Here is a 26816-nt window from a genome sequence, read left to right as displayed (position 1 = left end):
CAAAATTCCTGTCCAACCCGTCAGCTTTTCATTTTTGATTTTGTCCTTACTCCAAATAGGGAAAGGGCGCAGAATCTGGCTTGAAACGCATTGACGCAGGTCAGCGTTACGTTGCAATGGCACTTCGCATTGTCCATACTTGCGGCCGATTTTTATCCTAATAAAACACCTAAACCGTGGAACCTTAGAATGAGCACAGCAATCAGTCCGACTGCTTATAACTATAAGGTAGTCCGCCAGTTCGCCATCATGACGGTGGTCTGGGGGATCCTTGGCATGGGGCTCGGTGTCTTCATCGCCTCGCAACTGGTCTGGCCGGAGTTGAACTTCGACCTGCCATGGACGACGTTTGGACGCCTACGCCCACTGCACACCAACCTGGTGATCTTCGCCTTCGGCGGATGTGCACTGTTTGCCACTTCCTACTATGTCGTGCAGCGAACCTGCCAGACGCGACTGATTTCCGACGGCCTCGCCGCCTTCACCTTCTGGGGCTGGCAAGCAGTAATCGTCGGCGCCATCATCACCCTGCCAATGGGCTTCACCACCACCAAGGAATACGCGGAATTGGAATGGCCCCTTGCCATCCTTCTGGCGATCGTCTGGGTGACCTACGGCATCGTGTTCTTTGGCACCATCGTCAAGCGCAAGACCAAGCACATCTACGTCGGCAACTGGTTCTACGGTGCCTTCATCGTCGTGACGGCGATGCTGCACATCGTCAACCACGCGTCCCTGCCGGTGAGTTTCTTCAAGTCCTACTCGGCCTACGCCGGTGCGACCGATGCAATGATCCAGTGGTGGTACGGCCACAACGCCGTAGGGTTCTTCCTGACCACCGGCTTCCTGGGGATGATGTACTACTTCGTGCCGAAACAGGCCGAGCGTCCGATCTACTCCTATCGCCTGTCCATCGTGCACTTCTGGGCGCTGATCACCCTGTATATCTGGGCCGGTCCTCACCACTTGCACTACACCGCACTGCCGGATTGGGCACAGTCCCTGGGCATGGCCATGTCGATCATCCTGCTGGCTCCGAGCTGGGGCGGCATGATCAACGGCATGATGACCCTCTCGGGCGCCTGGCATAAGCTGCGCACCGACCCGATCCTGCGCTTTTTGGTGGTATCGCTGGCGTTCTACGGCATGTCGACCTTTGAAGGGCCGATGATGGCGATCAAGACCGTCAACTCGCTGTCCCACTACACCGACTGGACCATCGGCCACGTACACGCCGGCGCTCTGGGCTGGGTCGCGATGATCTCCATCGGCGCGCTGTACCACATGATTCCCAAGCTCTATGGCCGGGCTCAGATGCACAGCACCAGCCTGATCAACACCCACTTCTGGCTGGCCACTATCGGCACCGTGCTCTACATCGCTTCGATGTGGGTCAACGGCATCACCCAGGGCCTGATGTGGCGTGCAATCAACGATGACGGCACCCTCACCTACTCCTTCGTTGAAGCGCTGCAAGCCAGCCATCCTGGCTTCATCGTACGTGCCCTCGGTGGTGCGTTCTTCGCCAGCGGCATGCTGTTCATGGCCTACAACGTGTGGCGCACCGTGCGTGCCTCCAACCCTGTAGAGGCTGAAGCCGCCACCAAGATCGCCGTCGTGGGAGCTCACTGATGAAGCATGAAGTAGTCGAGAAGAATATCGGCCTGCTGGCCTTCTTCATGGTCATCGCCGTGAGTATCGGCGGCCTGACCCAGATCGTTCCGCTGTTTTTCCAGGACGTGACCAACAAGCCGGTCGAAGGCATGAAGCCGCGCACCGCCCTTGAACTGGAAGGCCGCGACGTGTACATCGCCAACGGCTGTGTCGGCTGCCACTCGCAGATGATCCGTCCGTTCCGTGCTGAAACCGAACGCTATGGCCACTACTCGGTTGCCGGTGAAAGCGTGTGGGACCACCCGTTCCTGTGGGGTTCCAAGCGTACCGGTCCGGACCTGGCCCGTGTGGGTGGGCGTTACTCCGATGACTGGCAGCGTGCGCACTTGTACAACCCGCGCAACGTGGTGCCCGAGTCGAAAATGCCGGCGTACCCGTTCCTCGTGGAAAACAAGCTCGACGGCAAAGACACTGCCAAGAAAATGGAAGTCTTGCGCACCTTAGGCGTGCCTTACACCGATGAAGACATCGCCGGTGCCCAGGCAGCCGTCAAGGGCAAGACCGAAATGGACGCGCTGGTGGCCTATCTGCAAGGCCTGGGCACCATCATCAAAAGCAAACGGTGATCTGAATGGATATCGGGATGATTCGAGGCCTGGGCACCGTTGTCGTGATGGTGGCCTTTATCGGCCTGACGTTGTGGGTGTTCAGCCCCAAGCGCAAGTCAGAGTTTGAAGACGCGACCTTGCTGCCTTTTGCGGATGATCCCGAAGCCATCAAGCACGTCGAGCAAGCTTCTAGGAGTAACAAAGAATGACTACGTTCTGGAGTCTGTACGTCACAGTCCTCAGTCTGGGTACCATTTTTGCCCTGACCTGGCTGTTGCTGTCGACCCGCAAGGGCCAGCGCGCCGAGCAAACGGACGAGACGGTTGGCCACTCGTTCGATGGCATCGAGGAATACGACAACCCACTGCCTAAGTGGTGGTTCATGCTGTTCGTCGGCACCATCATCTTCGCCCTGGGCTACCTGGTGCTGTACCCGGGCCTGGGTAACTGGAAGGGCCTGCTGCCGGGTTATGCCTACCTCGACAACGAGAAGCAAACCCCGTTCGCCAATGGCCAGAGCGGCTGGACCGGTGTGCACGAGTGGGAAAAGGAAATGGCCCGCTCCGACGCCAAGTTCGGACCGATCTTCGCCAAGTTTGCCGCCATGCCCATTGAGGAAGTGGCCAAAGATCCACAAGCCCTGAAGATGGGTGGCCGCCTGTTCGCCTCCAACTGTTCGGTATGCCACGGTTCCGACGCCAAGGGTGCCTATGGCTTCCCCAACCTGACCGACGCCGACTGGCGCTGGGGCGGCGAGCCGGAAACCATCAAGGCCACCATCATGGCGGGCCGTCACGCGGTGATGCCGGGCTGGGCTGAAGTGATCGGTGAACAAGGCGTGGCTGACGTCGCCGGTTTCGTGCTGACCAACCTCGATGGCCGCAAGCTGCCGGAAGGCGCCAAGGCCGACGTAGCCAACGGCGAGAAGCTGTTCGCCGCCAACTGCGTGGCCTGCCACGGCCCGGCCGGCAAAGGTACGCCAGCGATGGGCGCACCTGACCTGACCCACCCGGGCGCGTTCATCTACGGCTCCAGCTTCGCCCAACTGCAGCAGACCATCCGTTACGGCCGTCAGGGCCAGATGCCTGCGCAGGAGCAATTGCAGGGTAATGACAAGGTGCACTTGCTGGCGGCGTATGTTTACAGCCTGTCGCACAAAGAGCAGCAAGAGCAGAAGTAAGCGGCAAGCCGCAAGAAAAAGCCCCTGTCGCCCTAGCGGTGACAGGGGCTTTTTTATTGCCGGTGAAACACATCGACCGCTTGTAGCTTGAAGCTTGTAGCGTTTCAGTTCGGCGTAGTAACGTAACTACATTCACCCACCCTACTGGGAGGCGCCCCATGACAATTACGACCATCTCCAGCCGCGAATTCAACCAAGACACAAGCGGTGCCAAAAAAGCCGCGCGCCAAGGACCGGTTTTTATCACCGACCGAGGCAAGCCTGCCCATGTACTGCTAAGTATTGAGGACTACCAAAAATTGACAGGCATCAACGCCGATATCGTTGACCTGTTGGTGATGCCCGAAGCGGCGGACATCGAGTTTGAAACCGAGCGTGCCGTAATTATCCATCGACCCGTGGACCTCTCTTGATGTATCTGCTCGATACCAATGTCATTTCCGAGTTACGCAAACCCCAGGCCGACAAAAATGTGGTGGCCTGGGCCAAAACCGTCGCCGCACCGCGCATGTATATTTCGGCGATTACCTTGAAAGAACTGGAGACTGGGGTGCAGCGAATGGAGCGCCGTGACCCCGCGCAGGGCAAGGTCTTGCGCACCTGGCTCAAACGCCATGTCATGCCGGCCTTCGATGCCAGAATCCTGCCAATTGACGCTGCCGTGGCATTACGCTGCGCCAGCCTGCATGTGCCGGATCGTGCTAACGAAGGTGACGCGCTGATCGCCGCAACCGCTCTGGTTCACGGCCTGACCGTGGTCACCCGCAATGTCACCGACTTCCAAAGCAGCGGTGTGACATTGATCAACCCATGGGACGAATGACCTACAGGCCCTGAAAAACTGTCCATACTCACGCTGTCAATTGATTCAAGTCACGTACACCATCAATTGATTTCCCCCAACGCGACCAAAGGTCGCACCCGTTCACCGGTGCTACAGGCGTATCATTACGCCACTGCAAGACCCCTATTTTGACCCCGGCTGGCACGTACTGGCCGAGGCAAATCTCCACTGCCGTGGGATGCAATGATGAGCAACCAGATTCCGGTACATGACGTTACCCCGCCTGCCAAAAAAACCAGCGACACCGTCGATCTCTACGCCTCGCGGGAGAAAATCTACACCCGCGCCTTCACCGGGATGTTCCGCAACCTGCGGATGCTCGGCGGTGCCGGCTTGTTCCTGCTGTACTTCGGTACGGTGTGGCTGAACTGGGGCGGGCACCAGGCCGTCTGGTGGAACCTGCCAGAGCGCAAATTCTTCATTTTCGGTGCGACATTCTGGCCCCAGGATTTCATCCTGCTGTCGGGGATCCTGATCATTTCGGCCTTTGGCCTGTTCTTTATCACCGTCTACGCCGGGCGTATCTGGTGCGGCTACACCTGCCCGCAAAGCGTGTGGACCTGGATCTACATGTGGTGCGAGAAGGTCACAGAAGGCGACCGCAACCAGCGGATCAAGCTGGACAAGGCGCCGATGAGCGCCAACAAGTTCCTGCGTAAACTCAGCAAGCACACGCTGTGGCTGCTGATCGGCTTTGTTACCGGCATGACCTTTGTCGGCTACTTCTCGCCGATCCGCGAACTGGTGTTCGAGTTCTTCACCGGCCAGGCCGATGGCTGGTCGTACTTCTGGGTCGGCTTCTTCACCCTCGCCACCTATGGCAACGCCGGCTGGCTGCGTGAGCAGGTGTGCATCTACATGTGTCCGTATGCGCGCTTCCAAAGCGTGATGTTCGACAAAGACACCCTGATCGTGTCCTACGACCCGCGCCGCGGCGAAGTGCGTGGCCCGCGCAAGAAAGGTGTCGACTACAAGGCCCAGGGCCTGGGGGATTGCATCGACTGCACGATGTGCGTGCAGGTCTGCCCTACCGGCATCGATATCCGCGACGGCCTGCAAATCGAGTGCATTGGCTGCGCCGCCTGCATCGACGCCTGCGACACCATCATGGACAAGATGGATTACCCTCGCGGGTTGATCAGCTACACCACCGAACATAACCTGTCGGGGCAAAAGACCCACAAGCTGCGCCCGCGCCTGATCGGCTACGCGCTGGTGCTGCTGGCGATGATCAGCCTGCTGGCCGCGGCGTTCTTCATGCGTTCGCTGGTGGGTTTCGACGTCAGCAAGGACCGCGTGCTGTACCGCGAAAACGCCGAAGGGCGGATCGAGAACGTCTACAGCCTGAAGATCATGAACAAGGACCAGCACGACCACACCTACGTGCTGGACGCCACGGGCCTGCCGGACCTCAAGCTGCAAGGCAAGCGCGAGATCAAGGTCGCCGCCGGGGAAATCTTCACCATGCCGGTGGAACTGTCGAGCGCGCCGGAACAAATGCCGTCGACCACCAACGAGGTGAAATTCATCCTCAAGGATGCTGATGATGACAGCGTCCACGTTGAAGCCAAGAGCCGGTTCATCGGCCCACAAATTCGTTAAAAGAGAGCAGAACAATGCCCGTAGCAACTGCCGCAAGCCCCTGGTACAAGCACCTCTGGCCCTGGATCATCATTGCCATCCTGGCCTGCTCGGTGACGCTGACCTTGTCCATGGTGACCATCGCGGTGAACAACCCGGACAACCTGGTCAACGACAACTACTACGAGGCGGGCAAGGGCATCAACCGCTCCCTGGACCGCGAACTGCTGGCCCAGACCCTGCAAATGCGCGCCACGATGCACCTGGATGAGTTGACCGGCGAAGTCGAGTTGCACCTCACCGGCAACAGCGGGCCGACCACACTGGAATTGAACCTGATTTCGCCGACCCAGCCGGAGAAAGACCGCAAGGTCATGCTCACCCGCAGCGAGAGCGAGCCGGGTCGCTATATCGGCCAGGTCACTGACAAGGTCGAAGGCCGGCGCTTCGTCGAGCTGTTGGGGGTGGAAGGCGACAGGACCTGGCGCATGTTTGAAGAGGAAGAAGTCAGCCATGGCACCGACCTGAAGTTGGGTGACGAGCCGTTGCAGGGTGCTGAAGACCTGAAAAACTGAAAGTCTGCGCTTCGCGCATCGCCGGCAAGCCGGCTCCTACAGGGAGTGTGCGATAACCTTGTAGGAGCCGGCTTGCCCGCGATGAGGCCCTCCCCGCCCACACAGATCCAAAACCATGACCACCCCAATCCCCTGCTACCACTGCGCCCTCCCAGTCCCGCCCGGCAGCCGCTTCACTGCGGTGATCCTCGGCGAGCCCCGCGAGCTCTGCTGCCCGGGCTGTCAGGCGGTGGCCGAAGCAATTGTCGCAGGTGGGCTGGAAAGCTATTACCAACACCGCAGCGAGGCCTCAGCCAACCCAGAGGCGTTGCCCGTGCAGTTGGTCGACGAACTGGCGCTGTACGACCGCGCCGATGTGCAAAAGCCCTTCGTGCGCCACGACGGCGACCTGGCCGAAGCCACGCTGTTGATGGAAGGCATCAGTTGCGCCGCCTGTGGCTGGCTGATCGAGAAACACTTGCGCAGCCTGCCGGCCGTGGCCGAGGCGCGGCTGAACCTGTCCAACCACCGCCTGCATGTGCGCTGGGCCGATGGGCAATTGCCGTTGAGCCAGGTGCTCAGCGAGCTACGCCATATCGGCTACGCTGCCCACCCTTATCAAGCCGACCGTGCCGCTGAACAGTTAGCCAGTGAAAACCGCCTGGCCTTGCGCCAACTGGGCGTGGCCGGCCTGCTATGGTTCCAGGCGATGATGGCGACGATGGCCACCTGGCCGGAGTTCAATATCGACCTGAGCCCAGAGCTACACGAGATCCTGCGCTGGGTTGCGCTGTTTCTGACCACCCCCATCGTGTTCTACAGTTGTGCACCGTTTTTCAAGGGCGCCATGCGTGACCTGCGCACCCGCCACCTGACCATGGATGTGTCGGTCTCGCTGGCCATTGGCGGCGCCTACCTGGCGGGGATCTGGACCGCGATCACCGGGGTGGGCGAGCTGTATTTCGATGCCGTGGGCATGTTCGCGCTGTTCCTGCTGGCCGGGCGCTACCTGGAGCGTCGCGCCCGGGAACGCACGGCTGCCGCCACCGCCCAACTGGTCAACCTGCTGCCGGCCTCGTGCCTGCGCCTCAAAGCCGATGGCCAGAGCGATCGTATCCTGCTCACCGAACTGGCCCTGGGCGACCGAGTGCTGGTGCACCCGGGCGCGATTCTGCCCGCAGACGGGGTGATCCTCGATGGCCAATCGAGTATCGATGAGTCGCTGCTTACCGGCGAATATCTGCCACAACCACGACAGGCCGGCGACACCGTCACCGCGGGCACCCTCAACGTCGAGGGTGCGCTGACCGTTGAAGTACGCGCCCTGGGCCATGACACCCGCTTGTCGGCCATCGTGCGCCTGCTGGAGCGGGCCCAGGCAGAAAAACCGCGCCTGGCGCAAATCGCCGACCGCGCCGCCCAATGGTTCCTGCTCTGCTCGCTGATCGCCGCCGCGCTGATTGGCCTGCTGTGGTGGGAGCTGGATTCTTCTCGGGCGTTCTGGATTGTCCTGGCGATGCTGGTTGCCACCTGCCCCTGCGCCTTGTCGCTGGCAACCCCCACCGCCTTGACTGCCGCCACCGGCACCCTGCACAAACTCGGCCTGCTGCTGACCCGCGGCCATGTGCTCGAAGGCCTCAATCAGATCGACACGGTGATTTTCGACAAGACCGGTACCCTCACCGAAGGCCGCCTGGCCCTGCGTGCCATCCGGCCGTTGGGCAGCATGAGCAGCGATCTGGCCCTGGCCCTGGCCGCCGCCCTCGAAAACCGCTCCGAACACCCGATTGCCCGGGCCTTTGGCCGCGCCCCACTGGCGGCTGACGAAGTGCTCAGCACCCCGGGCCTGGGGCTCGAGGGCCGCGTCGGCGAACGCCTGCTGCGCATCGGCCAGCCCGGCTTTGTCTGTGAATTGAGTGGCTGCGCGATTCCTCAATCGCCGCAAGACGCTGGCCAATGGTTGCTGCTGGGCGATACCAGCGGCGCCCTGGCCTGGTTTGTCCTGGATGATCGCCTGCGCAGCGATGCACCGGCGCTGCTGGCCGCGTGCAAGGCGCGGGGTTGGCGTACCTTGCTGCTATCGGGTGATAGCTCGCCGATGGTCGCCAGCGTCGCCGCCGAACTGGGCATCGACGAAGCCCATGGCGGCCTGCGCCCCGATGACAAGCTGCTGGTGCTGCAACAGTTGCACAAGGAAGGCCGCAAGGTGTTGATGCTCGGTGATGGCGTGAATGACGTGCCGGTACTGGCCGCCGCTGATATCAGCGTGGCCATGGGTTCGGCCACTGACCTGGCGAAAACCAGCGCCGATGCGGTGCTGTTGTCCAACCGCCTCGACGCCCTGGTACAAGCTTTCAGCCTGGCACGGCGCACGCGCCGCGTAATCATTGAAAACCTGCTGTGGGCCGGGCTATACAATGGCCTGATGTTGCCGTTCGCCGCCCTCGGTTGGATCACGCCGATCTGGGCCGCGATCGGCATGTCCCTCAGCTCGTTGACCGTGGTGCTCAATGCCCTGCGCCTGACTCGCCTGCCGCGCACCAGCGCTGCGAGCGCCACCCCACAGTCCCGTCCGCTGCCGGCTTGAGCCGCAAGGGCATGGAGTAGCGATGCCAGCTCTTTACGTAATGATTCCAGCGGCGCTGCTGATCGTCGCCATCGCCATCTACATCTTCTTCTGGGCGGTGGACAGCGGCCAGTATGACGACCTCGACGGGCCGGCCCACAGCGTGCTGTTCGACGACCAGGACCCCAAGCACTTGGCCGCTGTCGACGAGGCCAGCAGCCATGCGCAGCCACCGAGCAAGCCTGACGAGCCGGCACCGCCCCATGCTTGACCTCGCGCCGCTGCTGGTTTCCGCGCTGATCCTCGGCCTGTTGGGCGGCGGCCATTGCCTGGGCATGTGTGGTGGCCTGATGGGCGCACTGACCCTGGCGATCCCCCCGGAGCAGCGCAGCCGGCGTTTTCGCCTGCTGCTGGCCTATAACCTGGGACGCATCCTTAGCTATGCCTGCGCCGGCGTATTGATCGGCCTGGCCGGCTGGGCGGTGGCCAACAGCCCGGCGGCGATGTTCATGCGCATCCTTGCCGGCCTGCTGTTGATCAGCATGGGCCTGTACCTGGCCGGCTGGTGGAGCGGCCTGACCCGTATCGAAAGCCTCGGGCGCGGCCTGTGGCGCCATATCCAGCCGTTTGCCAACCGTTTACTGCCGGTGTCCAGCCTGCCCCGCGCCTTGCTGCTGGGCGCGCTGTGGGGCTGGCTGCCCTGCGGCCTGGTCTACAGCACATTGCTGTGGGCTGCCAGCCAGGGCAACGCCTTGGATAGCGGGCTGTTGATGCTGGCCTTCGGGCTCGGCACCTGGCCGGTATTGCTCGCCACCGGGCTGGCGGCAGAACGCGTCACCGCGCTGTTGCGCAAGCGCAGTGTGCGCATGGCCGGTGGCCTGCTGGTGATTGTGTTCGGTATCTGGACCCTACCCGGCCCCCATCAGCACTGGCTTATGGGCCACTAAAAGGCCATGTGGCATAGCGCCGCTCCCCGTTGATACAAATCAAGATGACCGTCCAGCCATGCCCCTAGACTCGGCCCACTAGCCAATCCGGGGAATGCCCGCATGCTCGACGCCATTCGTTGGGACACAGATCTGATTCATCGCTACGACCTCGCGGGGCCGCGCTACACCTCCTACCCCACCGCCGTACAATTCACCAGCCAGGTCGGCACCTTCGACCTGCTGCACGCCCTGCGCGACAGCCGCAAGGCCGTGCGCCCGCTGTCGTTGTATGTGCACGTGCCGTTCTGCGCGAACATTTGCTACTACTGCGCCTGCAACAAAGTCATCACCAAGGACCGCGGTCGCGCCCAGGCCTACCTGCAGCGCCTGGAGCAAGAGATTCAACTGGTCGCCTGCCACCTGGCCCCCAACCAGCGAGTACAGCAGCTGCATTTTGGCGGCGGCACGCCGACCTTTCTCAGCCACGACGAGTTGCGCCAGTTGATGGCGCAACTGCGCCAGCACTTCAACTTGCTGGATGACGACTCCGGCGACTACGGCATCGAGATAGACCCACGGGAAGCCGACTGGGCCACCATGGGTCTGCTGCGTGAACTGGGCTTCAACCGCGTGAGCATCGGCGTGCAAGACCTGGACCCCGAGGTGCAACGGGCGGTCAATCGCCTGCAAAGCCTGGAAGAAACCCGCGCGGTGATCGATGCCGCGCGCACCCTGCAGTTTCGCTCGATCAATATCGACTTGATCTACGGCCTGCCCAAGCAGACACCGGAGCATTTCGCCAGCACCGTGGCCGAGGTCATCAGCCTGCAACCCGACCGGCTCTCCGTGTTCAACTACGCCCACCTGCCGGAACGTTTCCTGCCCCAGCGGCGGATCAACAGCGACGACCTGCCGGCCCCCGCCGTCAAGTTGCAGATGCTGCAGGAAACCATCGAACAGTTGACGGCGGCCGGCTACAACTACATCGGCATGGACCACTTCGCCCTGCCCGATGACGAACTGGCCATTGCCCAGGAAGAGGCCACCCTACAGCGCAATTTCCAGGGCTATACCACCCATGGGCACTGTGACTTGATCGGGCTTGGGGTATCGGCCATCAGTCAGATTGGTGACTTGTACTGCCAGAACGGCAGCGACCTGAGTCATTACCAGAACGCCCTGGCTGGGGCGCAATTGGCCACCAGTCGCGGCCTGCTCTGCACGGCCGACGATCGTTTGCGGCGCGCGGTGATCCAGCAGTTGATCTGTCACTTCAGCCTGGATTTCGAAAGCATCGAGCAGGCATTTACCGTGGATTTTCGCGGCTATTTCGCCGAACTCTGGCCGCAACTGGAAGCGATGGCCAATGACGGCCTGATCGAACTGGACGCCGAGGGCATTCGCGTACTGCCGGCCGGACGCCTGCTGGTGCGCTCGGTGTGCATGGTGTTCGATGCCTATCTGGAGCAACAGAATAGGCAACGATTTTCCCGGGTGATCTGAGCCGGGTTACTTGGCCACCAACGCGGCGGCCTTCACCGCATCCTCGGCACTCAGGTTCTTCATCGCTTCGTTCAAGGATGCATAGGCGGAGGTCAGCGCAGCTTGCAGGCCGCCCAATGCCGCTTGCACGCCACCCAGTTTCGCCTGGGCCTGATCCGGGCTCAGGCGCTTGTCGGCCATGATCGACGACATCTCTGCCATCTTTTCTGCGATCTGCTGCTTCAACTGGCGAATCATCTTCAGCAGCTTCTGCACGTTCTCGTCCAGCCCGCTTTCTTCGATATCGTTGTTGGCCGCTTTCTCGGCGTTGGCGGCTTTGAGCGACGCACCGGAAAAGGTCACGCTTACGCCTTCGGCAGGCTTGGTTTCACCGAGCGCTGGCGTTTGGGCCTCAGCGCCAACAGCGCTGGCTTTTTTCGGCTCAAGCAAAGTCGGCACCATGGTGCGGGACGGAAGATTGCCGTCAATGGAAAGCATATCGGGAGCCTCCAAGCTCTTGGTCGTTAGCAGTCCATCGGCCGCTGTGCAAAATTCTTTATACCCCTGCCGGTTTTTTGTACAGGCTGGCCTGATAGTCCCTCAGTGCGGTACCCTTACGTCTTATGTGTGTTTTCCCACAAGGATTTAAGAAATGTCCGAGCCAGTTAAACTGCGCGCTCACAGCCAGGCTCACTGCAAGGATTGCAGCCTGGCGCCCCTCTGCTTGCCACTTTCGCTGAATCTGGAAGACATGGATGCGCTGGACGAAATCGTTAAACGTGGTCGCCCACTGAAGAAAGGCGAGTTTCTGTTTCGCCAGGGTGATCAGTTCGATTCCGTCTATGCAGTACGCTCGGGCGCCTTGAAAACGTTCAGCTTGAGCGATAGCGGCGAAGAGCAGATCACCGGTTTCCACTTGCCCAGCGAACTGGTAGGCCTATCGGGCATGGACACCGAGATCCACCCGGTGTCGGCCCAGGCCCTGGAAACCACGTCGGTGTGCGAGATTCCGTTCGAACGCCTGGATGAACTGGCCCTGCAACTGCCACAGTTGCGCCGCCAGTTGATGCGCGTGATGAGCCGGGAAATCCGGGATGACCAGCAAATGATGCTGCTGTTGTCGAAAAAAACCGCCGACGAACGGATTGCCACCTTCCTGGTCAACCTGTCGGCACGTTTCCGCGCCCGTGGTTTCTCGGCCAACCAGTTCCGTCTGAGCATGTCGCGCAACGAAATCGGCAATTACCTGGGCCTGGCGGTGGAAACCGTCTCCCGGGTGTTCACCCGCTTCCAGCAAAACGAACTGATTGCCGCCGAGGGCAAGGAAGTTCATATCCTCGACCCGATCCAGCTCTGCGCACTGGCCGGCGGCTCCCTCGACGGCTGACCGCCGCACGCGGGATGCGACACTTGCGGCCAAGCCAACCGGCCAGGCCGCAGGTATACTGGCGAGTCTTTGCCCCCAGGACTCCCGACGATGGCTTTCGACTCCTTCGACATCAAATCCCTGATCCGCCCCGTCATCGACTTCCCCAAGCCTGGGGTGATCTTTCGCGATATCACGCCGCTGTTCCAGTCGCCCAAGGCCATGCGCCTGGTGGCTGACACTTTTATCCATCGCTACGTCGAAGCCGAGTTCACGCACATCGGCGCGATGGATGCCCGGGGCTTTTTGATCGGTTCGGTGATTGCCTATCAACTGAACAAACCACTGATCCTGTTCCGCAAACAGGGCAAGCTGCCAGCGGACGTGCTGTCCGAGGGCTATCAGACCGAATACGGTGAAGCCTTCCTCGAAGTGCACGCCGACAGCCTGTGTGAAGGGGATTCGGTGCTGATGTTCGATGACCTGATCGCCACAGGTGGCACCTTGATTGCTGCGGCCAACCTGGCACGGCGCATGGGTGCACGGATTTTTGAAGCCGCAGCGATCATTGACTTGCCGGAACTGGGTGGCTCACAGCGGTTGGAGGATATGGGGGTTCCGACGTTCTGTTTGACCCAGTTCGGGTTGACTGAGCGCTGATTTGCTGTGTCTGGGCGGGCCTCATCGCGGGCAAGCCCGCTCCCACATTGGATCGAGTTCCAACTTTTGAATGCCCGCGATGAGGCCCCTGAGAACCCTATCAATCACAACCCCATCTGCTTACTGATGATCTCGTTCATCACCTCCCGAGTGCCGCCACCAATCGACAAAATCCGATTGTCCCGGTACAGCCGCTCCACCAGGCTGCCGCGCATATAACCCAGCCCGCCAAGAATCTGCACCGCGTCATACGTCACCCGGTCAGCCGTGTCGGTGGCAAGATTCTTGGCCATGGAAATCTCCTTGATCACACTCTTGCCCGCGGCCATCTTCGCCGCCTGGCGGTAAGTGAACTCCCGGGAAACCTCGACCGCCGTGGCCATCTCCGCCAGGCGGTGCTTGAGCACCTGGAACTTGCCGATCGGTTTGCCAAAGGCCTCCCGCTGGGCGGCCCACTTCAAGCTCTCTTCCAGCGCCATCTGCGCCGTCATGTTGGCCATCAACGCCAGGGCCAGGCGTTCGCTCTGGAAATTGCCCATGATGCAGGCAAAGCCCATGTTCTCGCTGCCGATCAGGTTGCCTACCGGCACCTGGCAATCGTCGAAGAATAATTCGGCAGTATCCGACGCCCACCAGCCCATTTTCTTCAACGGTTGGCCGACGGTGAAGCCTGGCGTGCCCTTCTCGATCAGCAACAGGCTGATGCCGCCAAAGCCCGGCCCGCCAGTACGTACAGCCACGGTGTAGTAGTCGGCGCGCACGCCGCTGGTGATAAAGGTTTTGCTGCCACTGACCCGATAACAGTCGCCCTCACGCACGGCTCGGGTTTGCAGGCTGGCCACGTCAGAACCACCCCCCGGCTCAGTGACGGCCAAGGCCATGATCTTCTCGCCAGACAAGACCTGGGGAGCGACACGCGCGCGGATCTCGGGGCGGGCCCATTTGACGATGGGCGGCAGGCCGATATCCAGCGAGCCCAGCCCCGCCACCACGCCTGCGGAACCACAACGCATCAACTCTTCGCTGGCGGCGACCTTGGCGAACAGGTCGCCCTCGTGGCTACCGCCCAGGGCTTCGGCGTAACCGATGCCCAGAATCCCCGCCGCACCGGCCTTGAGGTACAACTCGCGCGGGAAGTGCTCGGCCTCCTCCCATTGCTCGATGCCCGGCAGAATCTCGCGCTCGACAAAACGGCGCACGCTGTCGCGGACCAATTGGTGGCTGGGATCGAAGTATTCCTGATAGGCAGGCATCGGCAAGCTCCACGGAGAGGTGGAGCGAACTTACCAAGCGCTTGCTTGGTTATCAAGCCAAACACAGAACTGGCCGACAACACACAATCCATGTAGGAGCTGGGTTCCACGGGAAGATTTGGCTTAGAGGGCGATAGGTTTGCGACCGGCAAACGAGTGCGCCAGGGTGCCGCCGTCCACCAACTCCAGCTCGCCACCCAGTGGAACGCCGTGGGCGATGCGCGAAGTGATCAAGCCTTTGTTGGTCAGCAGTTGCGCGATGTAATGCGCAGTGGCTTCGCCTTCCACCGTCGGGTTGGTAGCCAGGATCACTTCGGTGAAGGTGCCCTGCTCTTCAATGCGCGCCACCAGTTGCGGGATGCCAATCGCCTCCGGCCCCAGGCCGTCGAGGGGCGAAAGGTGGCCCTTGAGCACAAAGTAGCGCCCGCGATAGCCGGTCTGCTCCACGGCGTACACGTCCATCGGGCCTTCGACCACGCACAGCAGCGTGTCATCACGACGAGGATCGGCACATTGCGGGCACAGTTCTTCTTCGGTCAGGGTGCGGCACTGGCGGCAATGGCCCACGCCTTCCATGGCCTGGCTCAAGGCCTGGGCCAGCCGCGAGCCACCGCTGCGGTCACGCTCCAGCAGTTGCAGCGCCATGCGCTGGGCGGTTTTCTGGCCCACGCCCGGCAAGGTGCGCAGGGCGTCGATCAGTTGGCGAATCAGGGGGCTGAAGCTCATGGGGGCAGAGGTCCGACAAAACAACGAGACGCGGTTTATACCCGCGCCTCGGATAAGCGTCAAATACGCACGACCAACTTGCCGAAGTTACGTCCTTCCAACAGCCCGATAAATGCCCCGGGTGCCTGCTCCAGGCCATCGACCACGTCTTCGCGGAACTTGACCTTGCCGTCACGCACCCAGGGCGCCATGGCGCTGATAAATTCCGGATGGCGGTCGCCATAGTCGTCGAACACGATAAAGCCCTGGATGCGCACGCGCTTGGTCAGCAAGGTCCGTTGCAACGCCGGCAGCCGATCGGGCCCGGTGGGGGTTTCGTGGGCGTTGTAACCGGCAATCAGGCCGCACAGCGGGATCCGCGCCTTGGGGTTGAGCAAAGGCAGTACGGCGTCGAATACCTTGCCGCCGACGTTCTCGTAATAGATGTCCACCCCGTTGAAACAGGCCTTGGCCAGCTCATCGGCGAAATCTGCGCTCTTGTGATCGATGCAAGCGTCAAAACCCAGCTCCTCCACCACATAGCGGCACTTGTCGGCGCCGCCCGCGATGCCCACCACGCGCAGCCCCTTGAGCTTGGCCACCTGGCCGACCACCGAACCCACCGCGCCCGAGGCAGCCGCTACCACCAGGGTTTCCCCGGCCTTCGGTTGGCCGATATCCATCAGGCCCATGTAGGCGGTCATGCCAGGCATGCCCAGCACGCCAAGGGCCATGGACGGGCTTGGCAAGCCCTTGGGCACGGGGATCAGGTTGCGGCCGTCACTGATGCTGTGACTTTGCCAACCCGTGGCGCCGACCACCAGGTCGCCCACCTCGAACTTGGGGTTGCGCGACTGTTCGATGCGACTGACAGCACCGCCGGTCATTACCTCGCCGATTTCTACCGGTGCGGCGTAGGACAGTGCGTCGCTCATACGCCCACGCATGTAGGGGTCCAGGGACAGGAACAGAGTCTTGAGCAGGACCTGGCCGTCTGCCAGGTCAGGCAGCGCCACGCGCTCCAGGCGGAAGTTCTCTGGCACGGGTGCACCCTGCGGGCGGGATACCAGGACGATGCGCTGGTTAAGGGTCATGGCTTGAGTCATCAGCAAGGCTCCTTTTATCGGTGATTGAATTCAGCGGTATAGGGTGCAGACAGCTGTTGCAATACTGACGTTCGATTTTGACCGACACAAACAAAAATGCCAGGCACGAGGCCTGGCATTTTTTGTTGCATGTCACCGATCAGAACGGCAGCTTCATGCCCGGCGGCAGTTGCATGCCCGCGGTCACACCGGACATTTTGTCCTGGCTGTTGGCTTCGATCTTACGCACGGCGTCGTTGACGGCCGCGGCGAACAGGGCCTCGAGCATTTCCAGGTCGTCTTCGCCAACGCCCGGCAATACGCTTGGGTCGATGCTCACGCGCTTGATGTCGTGACGACCGGTCATCACCACGCTGACCATATCGCCACCGGCTTTACCGGTGACTTCGGCGTTGGCCAGTTCTTCCTGCATCTTGGCCATTTTTTCCTGCATTTGCTGCGCCTGCTTCATCAGGCCGGCCATGCCACCTTTCATCATGGGAATCACCTCAAAAGTACGTGGATCAATACGGCGCCGTGCCTCGGGGCACGACGCCTTCAATTATCAGCCCGCTGCGGCCTGGGCTTCGACGGGCTCAATAGTATCGTGTCGCACCACCGCGCCAAACTGCTCCATCATCTGCTGGATGAGCGGATCGGCCTGGATCGACTCCTCGGCCTCGCGCTGGCGGTTGAGCCGGCGACGGGTGGCGGCCTGGGCCGGGGTTTCCTGCTCGGGCTTGATCAGCTCGATGGTCACCGTCAGGGTGCGTTCGTGGAACTGGTTCAGGGCATCGTTGAGCCGGCGCTGCTGGGTCGCGTTAAACAGGGCACTGTGGGCGGGGTCCAGGTGCAACAGCCAGTGATCGCCATCGACGGCAATCAGCGTGCAGTTGGCGGCGATGCTCCCGGTCATCCCGGAGATCGGCAATTTCGGGAACAGCTCCAACCATTGCAGGGCCAGGCCGGTGGCCGGCATGGCGGCAGGTTCCGCCTCGGGCTCGGGCGCAGGCTCGGCGGTGTGCTCGCTGGCCAGGTCGTCCAGGTAGCTGTAGGCCGAATCCATGTCCGGCTCGATGTAGTCTTCATCCAGCGGCGGTTCGTCATCCAGGTCGATGCCCGGGGTGGCGGCGTCCACGTCGGCAATGGTTGGCTCGGGTACGGGTGCCGAGACCCACTCCGGCGCGTCCGGCACCACGCTGTCGGGGGTTGGCGTGGGCATCGGCGTCAGTTCAGGCTGCTCGGCGATGGTTTCCAGGACAGGCTCTTCGGCAGGTGCCTGCTCGACCACGGTCTCTACCGGCTCATTCCAGGGCAGGTCGACCACCGGCGCGGGCGCAGGCTCGGCAGCCGGTGCCGGCGCCACTACAGGCACCACAGGCTCGACCGCGACCGGGGCTGGGGCGACTGCCACAGGTTCTGGCGCGACGACCGCCGCGCCAGCCACTGATTTGGCGGAATCAACTGTGGCCTGGCTGATCCCCACTGGCTTTAGCGGCTGTCTCGGCGCGTCGGCGGTGTCTGCGGGGCGAAACGCCAACATGCGCAGCATGACCATTTCAAACCCGCCGCGCGGATCGGGTGCCAACGGCAGGTCACGGCGCCCGATCAGGCCCATCTGGTAGTAGAACTGCACATCTTCGGCTGGCAATGCCTGAGCCAGGGCCAGCACGCGGTCGCGGTCACCGTGGCCGTTATCGACCCCTTCAGGCAGCGCCTGGGCGATAGCGACGCGGTGCAGCACGTTGAGAATTTCCGAAAGCACCCCATTCCAGTCCGGCCCCTGCTCCGACAGATGGCGCACGGCTTCAAGCAATGCCTTGGCATCGCCTTCGATCAACGCATGGAGCACGTCAAACACTTGCCCGTGGTCGAGGGTGCCGAGCATGGCGCGCACGTCGGCGGCCATTACCTTGCCTTCACCGAAGGCAATGGCCTGATCGGTCAGGCTCATGGCGTCACGCATCGAGCCATCGGCGGCGCGGCCCAGCAGCCACAGCGCGTCGTCTTCGAACGGCACGTTCTCCACACCGAGCACGTGGGTCAAATGCTCGACCACACGCTCGGGGGTCATGTTCTTGAGAGAGAACTGCAGGCACCGCGACAAGATCGTTGCAGGAAGTTTCTGCGGGTCGGTGGTGGCCAGGATGAACTTAACGTAGGGCGGCGGCTCCTCCAGAGTCTTCAACAGGGCGTTGAAGGAATGGCTGGAGAGCATGTGCACTTCGTCGATCAGGTAGACCTTGAAGCGCCCGCGGCTGGGGGCGTACTGCACGTTGTCCAGCAGTTCGCGGGTGTCCTCGACCTTGGTGCGGCTTGCGGCGTCGATCTCGATCAGGTCGACAAAGCGCCCTTCGTCAATCTCCCGGCATACCGAGCAGGTACCGCAGGGGGTCGAAGTGATGCCCGTTTCACAGTTCAGGCATTTGGCAATGATCCGCGCAATGGTGGTCTTGCCCACCCCGCGCGTGCCGGTGAACAGGTAGGCGTGGTGCAGCCGTTGGCTGTCCAAGGCATTGATCAGAGCCTTGAGCACATGGGTCTGGCCGACCATTTCGCGGAACGAGCGCGGACGCCATTTACGTGCAAGAACCTGATAACTCATCGAAAACCGTCGCAACTGGGAAGCGGGAGCCGGTAATGCTAGCGGAGCAGGGGGGAAATTGCATCCGGCACGCTCGCCTAATCTGACTAAGCTGGTAGTGGCATGCCCTGCAAAGGGCTGATCCCGGAGAGTTTATGCGCGTAGTCCTGGGCGCTTTATGGATGATCACCTCACTGAGCCTGGCGGCGCCCGCCCCGTTGCGCTTTGCCATTTCCGACAGTTGGGCCATGCCCATGGTGCAGATCGACGGGGGCCAGCCGACCCAAGGCATTTTGCATGACCTGATGTTGAGCCTGGCAAACCAGGTGGGCCACCCGGCCCAATTCCAGGTATTGGCCCGGGCCCGCATCGCCCCGGCCATGGAACGCGGTGAGGTCGATGTGCGCTGCTACGTCGCACAGGCGTGGCTCAACAACCTGTCGGGCGATTATGTCTGGAGCATTCCGTTATGGGTCCAGCGCAATGTGATGGTCAGCGCCCATGTCCCGCCGCTGTCGGTGAATGTGACGAAGCTGGCAACACAGAATATCGGCACAGTGCTCAACTACACCTACCCAACCCTTGAACCGCTGTTCGCCAAGGGCCAACTCAAGCGCGACGACGCCCGCAGCGAGGAGCAAGTGCTGAACAAGCTGGTGGCGGGCCGCTTCAAGTACGCGGTGACCAACGAATGGACCCTGGAGCGCTTTAATCAGCAGTTGCCGCCAGGCCGGGGGCTGCACGTGGTGGCGGTGGTCGAGGAGCAAAGCCTGGGTTGCTACGTGCGTAACGACCCGGCCCTGCCCGTGCAACGGATTTTGCGCACGCTGCTGCGCATGAAGATGTCAGGGGAAATTGACGAAATCATCAAGCTCTATACCGGCGACGGTGGACGTCAGCTTTCACCTGCGCCGGCGCCATAGTTGAGCAGATCAAACCCCGCCGCCCAAGCCGGCACCTCGGCAGCCGGCATCGGCTGGGCGAAGTAGTAACCCTGGGCCACTTCACAGCCCATGCGCAGCAGCAGTTGGCCGTGCTCCAGGGTTTCCAGGCCCTCGGCGATCACCTCACGACCAAATGCCCGGGCCAGGCCGATCACAGCCTGGGTCAGGGCCAAATCGTCCTTGTCGTGGAGGATGTCGCGTACAAACGACTTGTCGATCTTGATGGTCTGCGTCGGCAGGCGCTTGAGGTAGCTGAGGGACGAATAGCCGGTGCCGAAATCGTCCAGGGAAAACCGCACCCCCAGCGCCTGGCAGGCCGCAAGGTGCTCGGTGACCCGCTGGATGTGATCGATGGCCACCGATTCGGCAATCTCCAGGTCCAGCATGTGTGGCGCCACGTCGGGGTGCTGGGCCAGCAGTTGTTGCAGGCGCTCGACAAAATCCGCGCGCTGGAAATGCCGCGCCGAGATATTCACGCTGACCGGCCAGCGATGTCCGGCTTCCTGCCACTGGCGCATTTGGGCAAGCACCTGGTCCATGACCCATTCGCCGACATCGACGATCAAGTCGGTCTGCTCGATCAACGACAGGAAATCCTTGGGCGATACCAGCCCGCGTATCGGGTGCTGCCAGCGCAGCAATGCCTCGAACCCCACGACCTGGCCGTGGCGCAAATTGATCTTGGGATGGAAGTGCAGGCACAACTCCCCCGCCGCCAGGGCCTGGCGAATCTGCTGCACGGTCTGGTGGGTGGCCTTGACCTCCTGCTCCAGGGACACGTCAAACAACTGGTAGCGGTTACGGCCACTTTGCTTGGCCACATACATGGCCTGGTCGGCGTGGCGCAGCAGCGTATCGGCATCCTCGTCATCCAACGGGAACAGCGTGACGCCGATGCTGGCAAACACGTTGATCTGCGCGCCCAGGATCGAGTACGGCTCGGAAATGGCCGTGAGGATGCGCCGCAATGCGCGGTTCAACTCTTCGGCGTCGCGCACGTAGCGCAGGATCAATACGAATTCGTCACCGGCGAGCCTGGCGACCACATCTTCACCACGAATGATGTCACGCAGGCGGCTGGCGACCTCCACCAGCAACAGGTCGCCAGAGGCATGGCCATAGCCATCGTTGACCGCCTTGAAGCCGTCCAGGTCGAGCATGCACACCGCCAGGGGAATGTGCTCGCTGCGGGAGAACTCCAAAGACTGCACGAGTAATTCGGAAAGATAGGCGCGGTTGGGCAGGCCGGTCAGCACATCGTGACCGACCCGCCATTGCAGAGTCTGCAACAGCTGGCGCTTTTCGCTGACATCAAAACGAATCGACACGAACTTCTGCACCTTGCCGGTGCGTTCGTCGACCAACGGCACCATGGTGCTGTCGACCCAATACAGCGAACCATCCTTGGCGCGGTTGCAGATTTCCCCGCGCCAGACCTTGCCCTCGGTGATGGTGCGCCACATGCCCTGGAAAAACCCGGCAGGGTGCAACCCGGAACTGAGGATCCGGTGGTTGCGCCCCAGCAACTCGTCGCGGCTGTAGCCGGACATGCCGCAGAATTGGTCGTTGACGTAGGTGATGCGGCCGGTGAGGTCTGTCTCGGAGAAAATGGCGGCGGCATCCACGGCCCTGCGGTATTTCTCATCCATGAATGAGGCTCTAGGTGGCTAGCGGTTGAACCGCTCGACCAGGGCACGCAACCCGGAAGAGATGCTTTCAAGTTCGCGGCCACGGATGACTGCAGCGTTGGCATTGCCCGCTGTCTTTTGTACCGTGGCCGCGACGTTATTGATCTGTTGTGAAACATCCTCTGCGACGTGGGATTGTTCCTGTGAGGCTGCAGCCATTTGCTGACTCATGCCGCTAATGCGCTCCACCGCCTGGCGAATACCCAGCAGTGCCTGTTGCGCTTGCAACACTTGTTGCACGCCCTGCTCGGCTTCGTGAATGCCGGTGCTGGCAATTTCCACTGCTTCTTCGGCGCCAGCGCGCAGATTCTGGATGATGCCCTGAATCTGCTCGGTCGACTCCCGCGTCTTACCCGCCAGTGCCCGCACTTCATCGGCCACCACGGCAAAGCCACGCCCCTGCTCACCGGCCCGCGCCGCTTCGATGGCGGCATTCAGTGCCAGCTGGTTGGTCTGGTCGGCAATGGCCTGGATCATGCTCGCCGCCACGCGGATTTCCTGGGTCTGGCCGGCCAGATGGCCCACCGCCTGGTTGATCTGGGTGACGGTGGCCGCCAACAGCTGGATCGCCTCGCGTGTGGTACCGACGACATGGCTGCCCTGCCCGGCCAGGTCATTGGCGGTGCGAGCTTCGCTGGCAGTCTGCTGTACATGCGTCGCCACTTCGGCGATGGACGCGGCCATTTCGGTCATGGCGGCGGCAGTCATATCGGTCTCGGCGCGCTGCTCCAGGAGCGCCGACTCGGTATTGCCCGACAACACACTGGAATCGGTCGCCGCCTCGGCCATCTGGGTGGCAAGGTCACTGAGGCGCGTGAGGGCGGTTTTCAAACGCGCCTCTTCGCTGATCAGGATCATCTCCAATTGCGCGGCCGGACCCAGCGCATCGCTGTAGGTCATGGCGCTGATGGGGTCGGAAAAGGTGTTGGGGGTATGCTCGACGATCTGGCTGAGCTGTCGCCCCAGACGCAGGTGAGCCCAAGCGCCCAGGCCGAGAAACAGCAGTGCGGTGGATGCCTGCGCCCAACCAGCGGGCAGCCATTGCACCGCACCGCCAGCGAGCACCGCTGCCAGGGCGGGGATGGCCAGGGCATTGCCGACCTGGCCCAGGCGTTGCTGCAGCGAAACCGCCGAACGTCCGGCACGCAAGCGGGCGTAGAGCGCTTCGGCCCGCTTGACCTGCTCACGCGTTGGCTTGACCCGTACCGACTCGTAGCCCACCAACCGGCCATCTTCGAGGATCGGCGTCACATAGGCGCTGACCCAATAGAAGTTGCCATTCTTGCAGCGATTCTTGACCACGCCCATCCAGCTCTGGCCGGCCTTGAGGTAGCGCCACATCAGTTCGAAGACCGCGGACGGCATGTCTGGGTGGCGTACCAGGTTGTGGGTGCTGCCGATCAGTTCAGCCTGGGTGAAGCCGCTCATGGCAGCAAACTCGGCGTTGCAGTAGGTAATGTGGCTATTGATATCAGTAGCGGAAATGAGCCGTTGCTGCTCCCCGAAAGTCTGTTCAACTGTGGTGACCGGCAAATTGACGCGCACTTTAAAGCTCCATGGACAGCATTCGATCTACCGGCCCGGGATCGGGTAGATCCGGCAGGTAGAGGGGTATTTCCAGACGGGTAAACCGTCAATCGGCTGGCTGGCCCCATTCGGCGGCCAAACCAGGTTTTGCCCAGCTCCTGACCTTCGACTTGACGAAGATCAACTAGGCTTTAATTCGAGCGTCTGGTGTGAGAGGCGGGGGCTGCATGGGCGCGCAAAAGGGAGCCTGGCGCTGGGGCCAAGCCACTGTTTTGCAACTACCTTTATGAAAGTGAGGAGAAAGCAATGATTTCCTGTTTCATAAAGATGCCCTGTGAAACGACACCGCCAAATACTTGTCCTAAACGCCGATTCTACGAATTACATCACATTTTGCAAGAAAAGGTGATGGTGCGTGCCGTTGTCTAATGCCAATATTTATCGTTAAGTTCTTGATTCTAAATGGGAATTGAGCGATGCAAATTTCAAGTTTGGGTCCAGCCATCAGACGCTATCGAAAGGTAGCGGGGCTTACTCAGGCTGAACTAGGTGAGAAAACCGGTTTTGACCCTAAAACCATTAGCCGCTTCGAAACCGGCACCTATACACCCAGCGTTGACGCTCTCTTCTTGTTTGCAGAGGCTCTGGGAGTGAAGCTGAAAGTCTTTTTTGCCGATCTGGGCGATGAGGAAGAACAGCGCGCTTATCTGTTCGGTGTCATTCATAAGGCCACCCCGAAGGATCTGGGAAAGCTGATAGCGGCGGTAGACCAGGCCTTGTCCAAGCCTTAGAGCTCGTACGACATAAAAGAGAGCAGGTCGCTGATGCAACCTGTTCTTTGCTCTTTGCCTACTGACATGATCCGACCGGACAGCCCCTCTCCTGGCAGGCGCTGGGCCACGCCTTTTGCCAGCCTGCTCGCGCGGCACAGGCGGATTCGGTATCCTTCCGCGCAATTATTTCAAAATGTAAGGGACTACCATGAACTACCTCCGTCTACTGGTGGTGGCTGCCGCCTTGAGCCTGCCTGGCGCGCCGATCTACGCCACCACAGCGCCAGCGCCGGTCGAAGCCAGCGCACCTGCCGAAACCGCCGAACACTTCCTAGCCTCCCTCAAGCAGCAGACCGGCACCGTCACCCTGCCCGGCGGCATCGCCACGCTCAAGCTCAACGACGAGTTCTACTACCTCGACCCCAAGGACACCGAACGCCTGCTCACCGATGGTTGGGGCAACCCTCCAGGCTTCAACACCTTGGGCATGATCGTACCCAAGGCCGTCAGCCCGCTGTCGGCACGCGGCTGGGGCGTCATCGTCAGCTACAAGGACGACGGGCATATTTCCGACGAAGACGCGGCAAAAATCGACTACGCCGAACTGCTCAAGCAAATGCAGGAAGACGATGCCCAAGACAATCAGGAACGCCAGAAACAGGGCTACGCGGGCCTGCACCTGCTGGGCTGGGCCGAACCGCCGCACTATGACCAACAGTCCCACAAAATGTACTGGGCCCGCGAACTGAAAGCCGACGACGCCGACCAGAACACCCTCAACTACAGCATCCGCGTGCTGGGCCGCGAGGGCGTGCTGGAACTCAACGCCGTCGCCGCCATGGCCGACCTGCCTACCATCAAACAGGAACTGCCCAAAGTCCTGGCTTTCACCAACTTCACCGACGGCAATCTTTACACCGACTACAACCCCAGCACTGACAAACTGGCCTCTTACGGCCTCGCAGCGCTGGTCGCAGGCGGCATAGCCGGCAAAGCCGGGCTGTTTGCCAAGATCGGCATCTTCCTGCTGGCGGCGAAGAAATTTCTGGTGATTGGTGTGGTGGCGTTGCTGGCTGGCGCGCGCAAGTTCTTCAATCGCAACAAGGGCTGATTGCCAGATACGAAAACGCCGCGAGAAATCGCGGCGTACGGCTACCTTGCCCCTGGCAGAACAGGCTGGGACAGGCGAAAAATTCTATCGGATTGAAAATGGATGCAAACAGGAGAGCGTTATGGAGGCAACCCCACCAGCCACACCCCGGCACACAATGTTCCCGCTGTGGCTGCTTCCTTCCGGATCTGACCAGGTTCACGGGTAATCGTTGCGGGGGGACCGATGGGGTCACCATAACGACGCTGGCCTCTCGGCAAGCGGGGCCATTGTACCGATCTCATCGGAAGTTACAACCGTCAGTTCAGGATTAAAAATCTTATGAGGTTCAAGTACTTGCCCACTGGTTTCGCCGAAGCCCTGTAGCAGCGAGCTTGCTCGCGAAGAATCCGGGTGCTCCACATTCATCCAGAATGCCCGCGTTATCGTTAACGATCTTCGCGAGCAAGCTCGCGCCTACAGATGAACGGCTTCGTCGGCCCGGCCGCCCTCTTCCTGGATCACCAGGTGAATGAAGTGCAGCTTGGCGATCACCGCCGGCGGCAGCACGAACGGGTAGAAATCCGGCTGCCCCATGCTGCGGGACAGTTCGTTGAGCATGCCAGCCAGTTCGATCCAGGCGTTGACGAATGACAGGAACGCCGCCCCGCCAGGATGCTCAGGGTCATAGAGGGTCGTGAGGGGAAACGGCTGATAGTCCAGGTCCATTTCCCGCGCACTCATGCCAAACCCCAGAGCCGTGTCGACCGCGTCCATCATGTGCAGGTAGTGGGCCCAGGTTTCCGCCCAGTCCTCCCATGGGTGCATGGTGGCATAGGCGCTGACGCAGGTTTGCTGCCAGTCTGGGCGCGGGCCGTTCTGGTAGTGCTGGTCGAGGGCGTCGGCATAGCTGGCGCGCTCATCGCCGAACAGGTTGCGAAAGGGCTCAAGCCAGTGGCTGCCGGCGATCAGGCGATCCCAGTAATAATGGCCCACCTCATGCCGGAAATGGCCGAGCAAGGTGCGGTACGGCTCCCGCATCTGCACCCGGATTTTTTCACGATGCTCGTCGTCGGCTTCCTTGATATCCAGGGTGATCAGGCCATTGGCATGCCCTGTTGTGGGAGCCTTGCCTTCCAGGTCGATGCCCACGAAGTCAAATGCCAGGCCGCTGTCTTCATCAACGGTTTTGGGGATGACTTGCAACCCCAGGCTGATCAGTTGCGCCACCAGCCGGCGCTTGGCGGTTTCGACTTTGCGCCAGCGCTCGTGGTTTTCCGGGATCGACAGGTCGGGGATGGTGCGATTGAGGCTGCACGCCACACACAGCGGCGCGGTGCTGTACGCCGGGATCAACCAGTTACAGGCGGCCGGGGTGTCGAGGTTGGCGCAGCGGCGAAAGGCACCGGCGTCGAGGTTGTCGTCCTGGAGCCAAGTATCGACGACGGGCCCCGGCTGCAGGGACGACAGCCGGCTTTGCTGGGGCAAGTAGCCCAGCAGCGCCGAGCAGGCCAGGCACTGGCTGTTGCGAAAGAACAGCGACTGCCCGCAACGGCACTGCCACACCTTGCTGTTGCGCGACGGGCCCGCCGTGAACGGCGCAGCAATGCGCGAACTGAGTTGCTCGAAGTAGCGGAACATGGCGATCTCTCCAGGGGCGTGCCCAAGACTAGATCATTCCCCACGCAAGATCGTTCAAAGTGGATGCAATCAGTCCCTTGCAGGAGCGAACTGGCTCGCGAAGAACCTGAGACCGCCACGGGGAACCAGACACCCCGCGTTA

25 protein-coding genes, 1 other RNA gene and 2 pseudogenes are annotated in these 26816 nt (G+C 61.4%); 17 read left to right on the top strand and 11 right to left on the bottom strand.

Going from position 1 to position 26816, the window contains the following annotated elements; genetic code table 11:
• Nucleotides 1-189 precede the first annotated feature (189 nt).
• The 12 genes from ccoN to hemN all read left to right on the top strand — a co-directional run bounded on the left by ccoN (nucleotide 190) and on the right by hemN (nucleotide 11379).
• On the top strand, nucleotides 190-1632 hold the full coding sequence (gene ccoN / locus HKK57_RS18180) for a cytochrome-c oxidase, cbb3-type subunit I (protein ID WP_057439486.1): 1443 nt from the start codon (nucleotides 190-192) through the stop codon (nucleotides 1630-1632).
• Nucleotides 1632-2240, top strand: a complete 609-nt coding sequence (gene ccoO, locus HKK57_RS18175; protein ID WP_029300047.1) for a cytochrome-c oxidase, cbb3-type subunit II — start codon at nucleotides 1632-1634, stop codon at nucleotides 2238-2240. The genes ccoN and ccoO overlap by 1 nt, the downstream gene beginning before the upstream one ends.
• A gap of 5 nt (nucleotides 2241-2245) precedes the next feature.
• Nucleotides 2246-2431 carry a cbb3-type cytochrome oxidase subunit 3 gene (locus tag HKK57_RS18170; protein ID WP_169390517.1) on the top strand — a complete coding sequence of 62 codons (186 nt, stop codon included), beginning with the start codon at nucleotides 2246-2248 and terminating at the stop codon, nucleotides 2429-2431.
• Nucleotides 2428-3402 (top strand): cytochrome-c oxidase, cbb3-type subunit III, encoded by a 975-nt coding sequence (gene ccoP / locus HKK57_RS18165; RefSeq protein WP_029300040.1) that lies wholly within the window; start codon nucleotides 2428-2430, stop codon nucleotides 3400-3402. Before HKK57_RS18170 ends, ccoP begins: the two co-directional genes overlap by 4 nt.
• 158 nt (nucleotides 3403-3560) lie before the next feature.
• Complete coding sequence (locus tag HKK57_RS18160) at nucleotides 3561-3815, top strand: type II toxin-antitoxin system Phd/YefM family antitoxin (RefSeq protein WP_029300038.1); 255 nt, start codon at nucleotides 3561-3563, stop codon at nucleotides 3813-3815.
• The gene (locus HKK57_RS18155; protein WP_070994712.1) at nucleotides 3815-4225 is read left to right on the top strand and encodes a type II toxin-antitoxin system VapC family toxin; all 411 of its coding nucleotides are present in this window, start codon (nucleotides 3815-3817) and stop codon (nucleotides 4223-4225) included. The genes HKK57_RS18160 and HKK57_RS18155 overlap by 1 nt, the downstream gene beginning before the upstream one ends.
• A gap of 207 nt (nucleotides 4226-4432) precedes the next feature.
• Complete coding sequence (ccoG, locus tag HKK57_RS18150) at nucleotides 4433-5848, top strand: cytochrome c oxidase accessory protein CcoG (RefSeq protein ID WP_029300034.1); 1416 nt, start codon at nucleotides 4433-4435, stop codon at nucleotides 5846-5848.
• Between the two features lie 14 nt (nucleotides 5849-5862).
• Entirely contained in the window at nucleotides 5863-6402 is a 540-nt protein-coding gene (locus tag HKK57_RS18145; RefSeq protein ID WP_029300032.1) for a FixH family protein, read from the top strand.
• 115 nt (nucleotides 6403-6517) lie between these two features.
• Complete coding sequence (locus HKK57_RS18140; protein WP_092231770.1) at nucleotides 6518-8968, top strand: heavy metal translocating P-type ATPase; 2451 nt, start codon at nucleotides 6518-6520, stop codon at nucleotides 8966-8968.
• 22 nt (nucleotides 8969-8990) lie between these two features.
• Nucleotides 8991-9218, top strand: a complete 228-nt coding sequence (gene ccoS / locus HKK57_RS18135; RefSeq protein WP_029298166.1) for a cbb3-type cytochrome oxidase assembly protein CcoS — start codon at nucleotides 8991-8993, stop codon at nucleotides 9216-9218.
• Nucleotides 9211-9894, top strand: coding sequence for a sulfite exporter TauE/SafE family protein (locus tag HKK57_RS18130; RefSeq protein ID WP_092231773.1), 684 nt, complete (start codon nucleotides 9211-9213; stop codon nucleotides 9892-9894). The genes ccoS and HKK57_RS18130 overlap by 8 nt, the downstream gene beginning before the upstream one ends.
• Nucleotides 9895-9996: 102 nt before the next feature.
• Nucleotides 9997-11379: an oxygen-independent coproporphyrinogen III oxidase gene (hemN, locus tag HKK57_RS18125; protein ID WP_169390516.1), complete on the top strand. Its 1383-nt coding sequence runs from the start codon at nucleotides 9997-9999 to the stop codon at nucleotides 11377-11379.
• 6 nt (nucleotides 11380-11385) lie between these two features.
• Here the strand turns inward: hemN and HKK57_RS18120 are convergent, their stop codons facing one another.
• Nucleotides 11386-11856 carry a hypothetical protein gene (locus tag HKK57_RS18120; protein WP_029298171.1) on the bottom strand — a complete coding sequence of 157 codons (471 nt, stop codon included), beginning with the start codon at nucleotides 11854-11856 and terminating at the stop codon, nucleotides 11386-11388.
• Between the two features lie 154 nt (nucleotides 11857-12010).
• On the opposite strand from HKK57_RS18120, the gene fnr reads away from it, so the two are divergent.
• Nucleotides 12011-12745, top strand: coding sequence for a fumarate/nitrate reduction transcriptional regulator Fnr (gene fnr / locus HKK57_RS18115; protein WP_029298173.1), 735 nt, complete (start codon nucleotides 12011-12013; stop codon nucleotides 12743-12745).
• 90 nt (nucleotides 12746-12835) lie between these two features.
• Complete coding sequence (locus HKK57_RS18110; RefSeq protein WP_029298174.1) at nucleotides 12836-13384, top strand: adenine phosphoribosyltransferase; 549 nt, start codon at nucleotides 12836-12838, stop codon at nucleotides 13382-13384.
• A gap of 104 nt (nucleotides 13385-13488) precedes the next feature.
• On the opposite strand, the gene HKK57_RS18105 is transcribed toward HKK57_RS18110, so the two are convergent.
• The 5 genes from HKK57_RS18105 to dnaX form a co-directional block, all read right to left on the bottom strand.
• Nucleotides 13489-14637, bottom strand: coding sequence for an acyl-CoA dehydrogenase family protein (locus HKK57_RS18105; protein WP_169390515.1), 1149 nt, complete (start codon nucleotides 14635-14637; stop codon nucleotides 13489-13491).
• Between the two features lie 123 nt (nucleotides 14638-14760).
• Nucleotides 14761-15363, bottom strand: a complete 603-nt coding sequence (gene recR, locus HKK57_RS18100; RefSeq protein WP_070994718.1) for a recombination mediator RecR — start codon at nucleotides 15361-15363, stop codon at nucleotides 14761-14763.
• Nucleotides 15364-15422: 59 nt separating this feature from the next.
• Nucleotides 15423-16448: an NADP-dependent oxidoreductase gene (locus HKK57_RS18095; protein WP_169390514.1), complete on the bottom strand. Its 1026-nt coding sequence runs from the start codon at nucleotides 16446-16448 to the stop codon at nucleotides 15423-15425.
• A gap of 139 nt (nucleotides 16449-16587) precedes the next feature.
• Nucleotides 16588-16926 carry a YbaB/EbfC family nucleoid-associated protein gene (locus tag HKK57_RS18090; RefSeq protein WP_003193199.1) on the bottom strand — a complete coding sequence of 113 codons (339 nt, stop codon included), beginning with the start codon at nucleotides 16924-16926 and terminating at the stop codon, nucleotides 16588-16590.
• Nucleotides 16927-16992: 66 nt separating this feature from the next.
• Nucleotides 16993-19032: a DNA polymerase III subunit gamma/tau gene (gene dnaX / locus HKK57_RS18085; protein ID WP_169390513.1), complete on the bottom strand. Its 2040-nt coding sequence runs from the start codon at nucleotides 19030-19032 to the stop codon at nucleotides 16993-16995.
• A 134-nt stretch (nucleotides 19033-19166) separates the two neighbouring features.
• Between dnaX and HKK57_RS18080 the strand changes: the two genes are divergently transcribed.
• Nucleotides 19167-19934 carry a substrate-binding periplasmic protein gene (locus tag HKK57_RS18080; RefSeq protein WP_169390512.1) on the top strand — a complete coding sequence of 256 codons (768 nt, stop codon included), beginning with the start codon at nucleotides 19167-19169 and terminating at the stop codon, nucleotides 19932-19934.
• Here HKK57_RS18080 and HKK57_RS18075 read toward each other — a convergent pair.
• The 3 genes and pseudogenes from HKK57_RS18075 to HKK57_RS27385 all read right to left on the bottom strand — a co-directional run.
• Nucleotides 19907-21604 (bottom strand): putative bifunctional diguanylate cyclase/phosphodiesterase, encoded by a 1698-nt coding sequence (locus HKK57_RS18075; RefSeq protein ID WP_050492965.1) that lies wholly within the window; start codon nucleotides 21602-21604, stop codon nucleotides 19907-19909. The two genes, HKK57_RS18080 and HKK57_RS18075, sit on opposite strands and share 28 nt — an antisense overlap.
• An 18-nt stretch (nucleotides 21605-21622) precedes the next feature.
• A pseudogene (locus tag HKK57_RS27390) lies at nucleotides 21623-22114 on the bottom strand (methyl-accepting chemotaxis protein); the annotation flags it as partial.
• 792 nt (nucleotides 22115-22906) lie between these two features.
• Nucleotides 22907-23188, bottom strand: a pseudogene (locus HKK57_RS27385) (PAS domain-containing protein); the annotation flags it as partial.
• A 458-nt stretch (nucleotides 23189-23646) separates the two neighbouring features.
• Between HKK57_RS27385 and HKK57_RS18065 the strand changes: the two are divergent.
• Together HKK57_RS18065 and HKK57_RS18060 are read left to right on the top strand one after the other, a co-directional pair.
• Nucleotides 23647-23961, top strand: a complete 315-nt coding sequence (locus HKK57_RS18065) for a helix-turn-helix domain-containing protein (RefSeq protein WP_029298195.1) — start codon at nucleotides 23647-23649, stop codon at nucleotides 23959-23961.
• A 190-nt stretch (nucleotides 23962-24151) separates the two neighbouring features.
• Nucleotides 24152-25054, top strand: coding sequence for a DUF2167 domain-containing protein (locus tag HKK57_RS18060; RefSeq protein WP_029298197.1), 903 nt, complete (start codon nucleotides 24152-24154; stop codon nucleotides 25052-25054).
• Nucleotides 25055-25185: 131 nt separating this feature from the next.
• Here the strand turns inward: HKK57_RS18060 and ffs are convergent.
• An RNA gene (gene ffs, locus HKK57_RS18055) (signal recognition particle sRNA small type) lies at nucleotides 25186-25282 on the bottom strand.
• Between the two features lie 228 nt (nucleotides 25283-25510).
• A complete protein-coding gene (locus tag HKK57_RS18050; protein ID WP_092231801.1) occupies nucleotides 25511-26674 on the bottom strand; it encodes a zinc-binding metallopeptidase family protein in 1164 nt (387 codons plus the stop codon).
• Nucleotides 26675-26816: the final 142 nt, after the last annotated feature.

The organism is Pseudomonas sp. ADAK21 (assembly GCF_012935735.1).
GTDB lineage: Bacteria > Pseudomonadota > Gammaproteobacteria > Pseudomonadales > Pseudomonadaceae > Aquipseudomonas > Aquipseudomonas proteolytica.
This window is presented reverse-complemented; position numbering and strand designations above follow the sequence as displayed.

Excerpts from the sequence above, each read along its gene's own strand:
- HKK57_RS18105 (WP_169390515.1), bottom strand. The coding sequence starts at position 14,637 with ATGCCTGCCTATCAGGAATACTTCGATCCCAGCCACCAATTGGTCCGC.
- ccoG (WP_029300034.1), top strand. The coding sequence starts at position 4,433 with ATGAGCAACCAGATTCCGGTACATGACGTTACCCCGCCTGCCAAAAAA.
- HKK57_RS18095 (WP_169390514.1), bottom strand. The coding sequence starts at position 16,448 with ATGACTCAAGCCATGACCCTTAACCAGCGCATCGTCCTGGTATCCCGC.
- HKK57_RS18050 (WP_092231801.1), bottom strand. The coding sequence starts at position 26,674 with ATGTTCCGCTACTTCGAGCAACTCAGTTCGCGCATTGCTGCGCCGTTC.
- HKK57_RS18140 (WP_092231770.1), top strand. The coding sequence starts at position 6,518 with ATGACCACCCCAATCCCCTGCTACCACTGCGCCCTCCCAGTCCCGCCC.
- HKK57_RS18080 (WP_169390512.1), top strand. The coding sequence starts at position 19,167 with ATGCGCGTAGTCCTGGGCGCTTTATGGATGATCACCTCACTGAGCCTG.
- ccoP (WP_029300040.1), top strand. The coding sequence starts at position 2,428 with ATGACTACGTTCTGGAGTCTGTACGTCACAGTCCTCAGTCTGGGTACC.
- HKK57_RS18110 (WP_029298174.1), top strand. The coding sequence starts at position 12,836 with ATGGCTTTCGACTCCTTCGACATCAAATCCCTGATCCGCCCCGTCATC.
- HKK57_RS18155 (WP_070994712.1), top strand. The coding sequence starts at position 3,815 with ATGTATCTGCTCGATACCAATGTCATTTCCGAGTTACGCAAACCCCAG.
- HKK57_RS18160 (WP_029300038.1), top strand. The coding sequence starts at position 3,561 with ATGACAATTACGACCATCTCCAGCCGCGAATTCAACCAAGACACAAGC.
- HKK57_RS18075 (WP_050492965.1), bottom strand. The coding sequence starts at position 21,604 with ATGGATGAGAAATACCGCAGGGCCGTGGATGCCGCCGCCATTTTCTCC.
- hemN (WP_169390516.1), top strand. The coding sequence starts at position 9,997 with ATGCTCGACGCCATTCGTTGGGACACAGATCTGATTCATCGCTACGAC.
- HKK57_RS18170 (WP_169390517.1), top strand. The coding sequence starts at position 2,246 with ATGGATATCGGGATGATTCGAGGCCTGGGCACCGTTGTCGTGATGGTG.
- HKK57_RS18145 (WP_029300032.1), top strand. The coding sequence starts at position 5,863 with ATGCCCGTAGCAACTGCCGCAAGCCCCTGGTACAAGCACCTCTGGCCC.
- ccoS (WP_029298166.1), top strand. The coding sequence starts at position 8,991 with ATGCCAGCTCTTTACGTAATGATTCCAGCGGCGCTGCTGATCGTCGCC.
- fnr (WP_029298173.1), top strand. The coding sequence starts at position 12,011 with ATGTCCGAGCCAGTTAAACTGCGCGCTCACAGCCAGGCTCACTGCAAG.
- recR (WP_070994718.1), bottom strand. The coding sequence starts at position 15,363 with ATGAGCTTCAGCCCCCTGATTCGCCAACTGATCGACGCCCTGCGCACC.
- ccoN (WP_057439486.1), top strand. The coding sequence starts at position 190 with ATGAGCACAGCAATCAGTCCGACTGCTTATAACTATAAGGTAGTCCGC.
- HKK57_RS18130 (WP_092231773.1), top strand. The coding sequence starts at position 9,211 with ATGCTTGACCTCGCGCCGCTGCTGGTTTCCGCGCTGATCCTCGGCCTG.
- HKK57_RS18060 (WP_029298197.1), top strand. The coding sequence starts at position 24,152 with ATGAACTACCTCCGTCTACTGGTGGTGGCTGCCGCCTTGAGCCTGCCT.
- dnaX (WP_169390513.1), bottom strand. The coding sequence starts at position 19,032 with ATGAGTTATCAGGTTCTTGCACGTAAATGGCGTCCGCGCTCGTTCCGC.
- ccoO (WP_029300047.1), top strand. The coding sequence starts at position 1,632 with ATGAAGCATGAAGTAGTCGAGAAGAATATCGGCCTGCTGGCCTTCTTC.
- HKK57_RS18090 (WP_003193199.1), bottom strand. The coding sequence starts at position 16,926 with ATGATGAAAGGTGGCATGGCCGGCCTGATGAAGCAGGCGCAGCAAATG.
- HKK57_RS18065 (WP_029298195.1), top strand. The coding sequence starts at position 23,647 with ATGCAAATTTCAAGTTTGGGTCCAGCCATCAGACGCTATCGAAAGGTA.
- HKK57_RS18120 (WP_029298171.1), bottom strand. The coding sequence starts at position 11,856 with ATGCTTTCCATTGACGGCAATCTTCCGTCCCGCACCATGGTGCCGACT.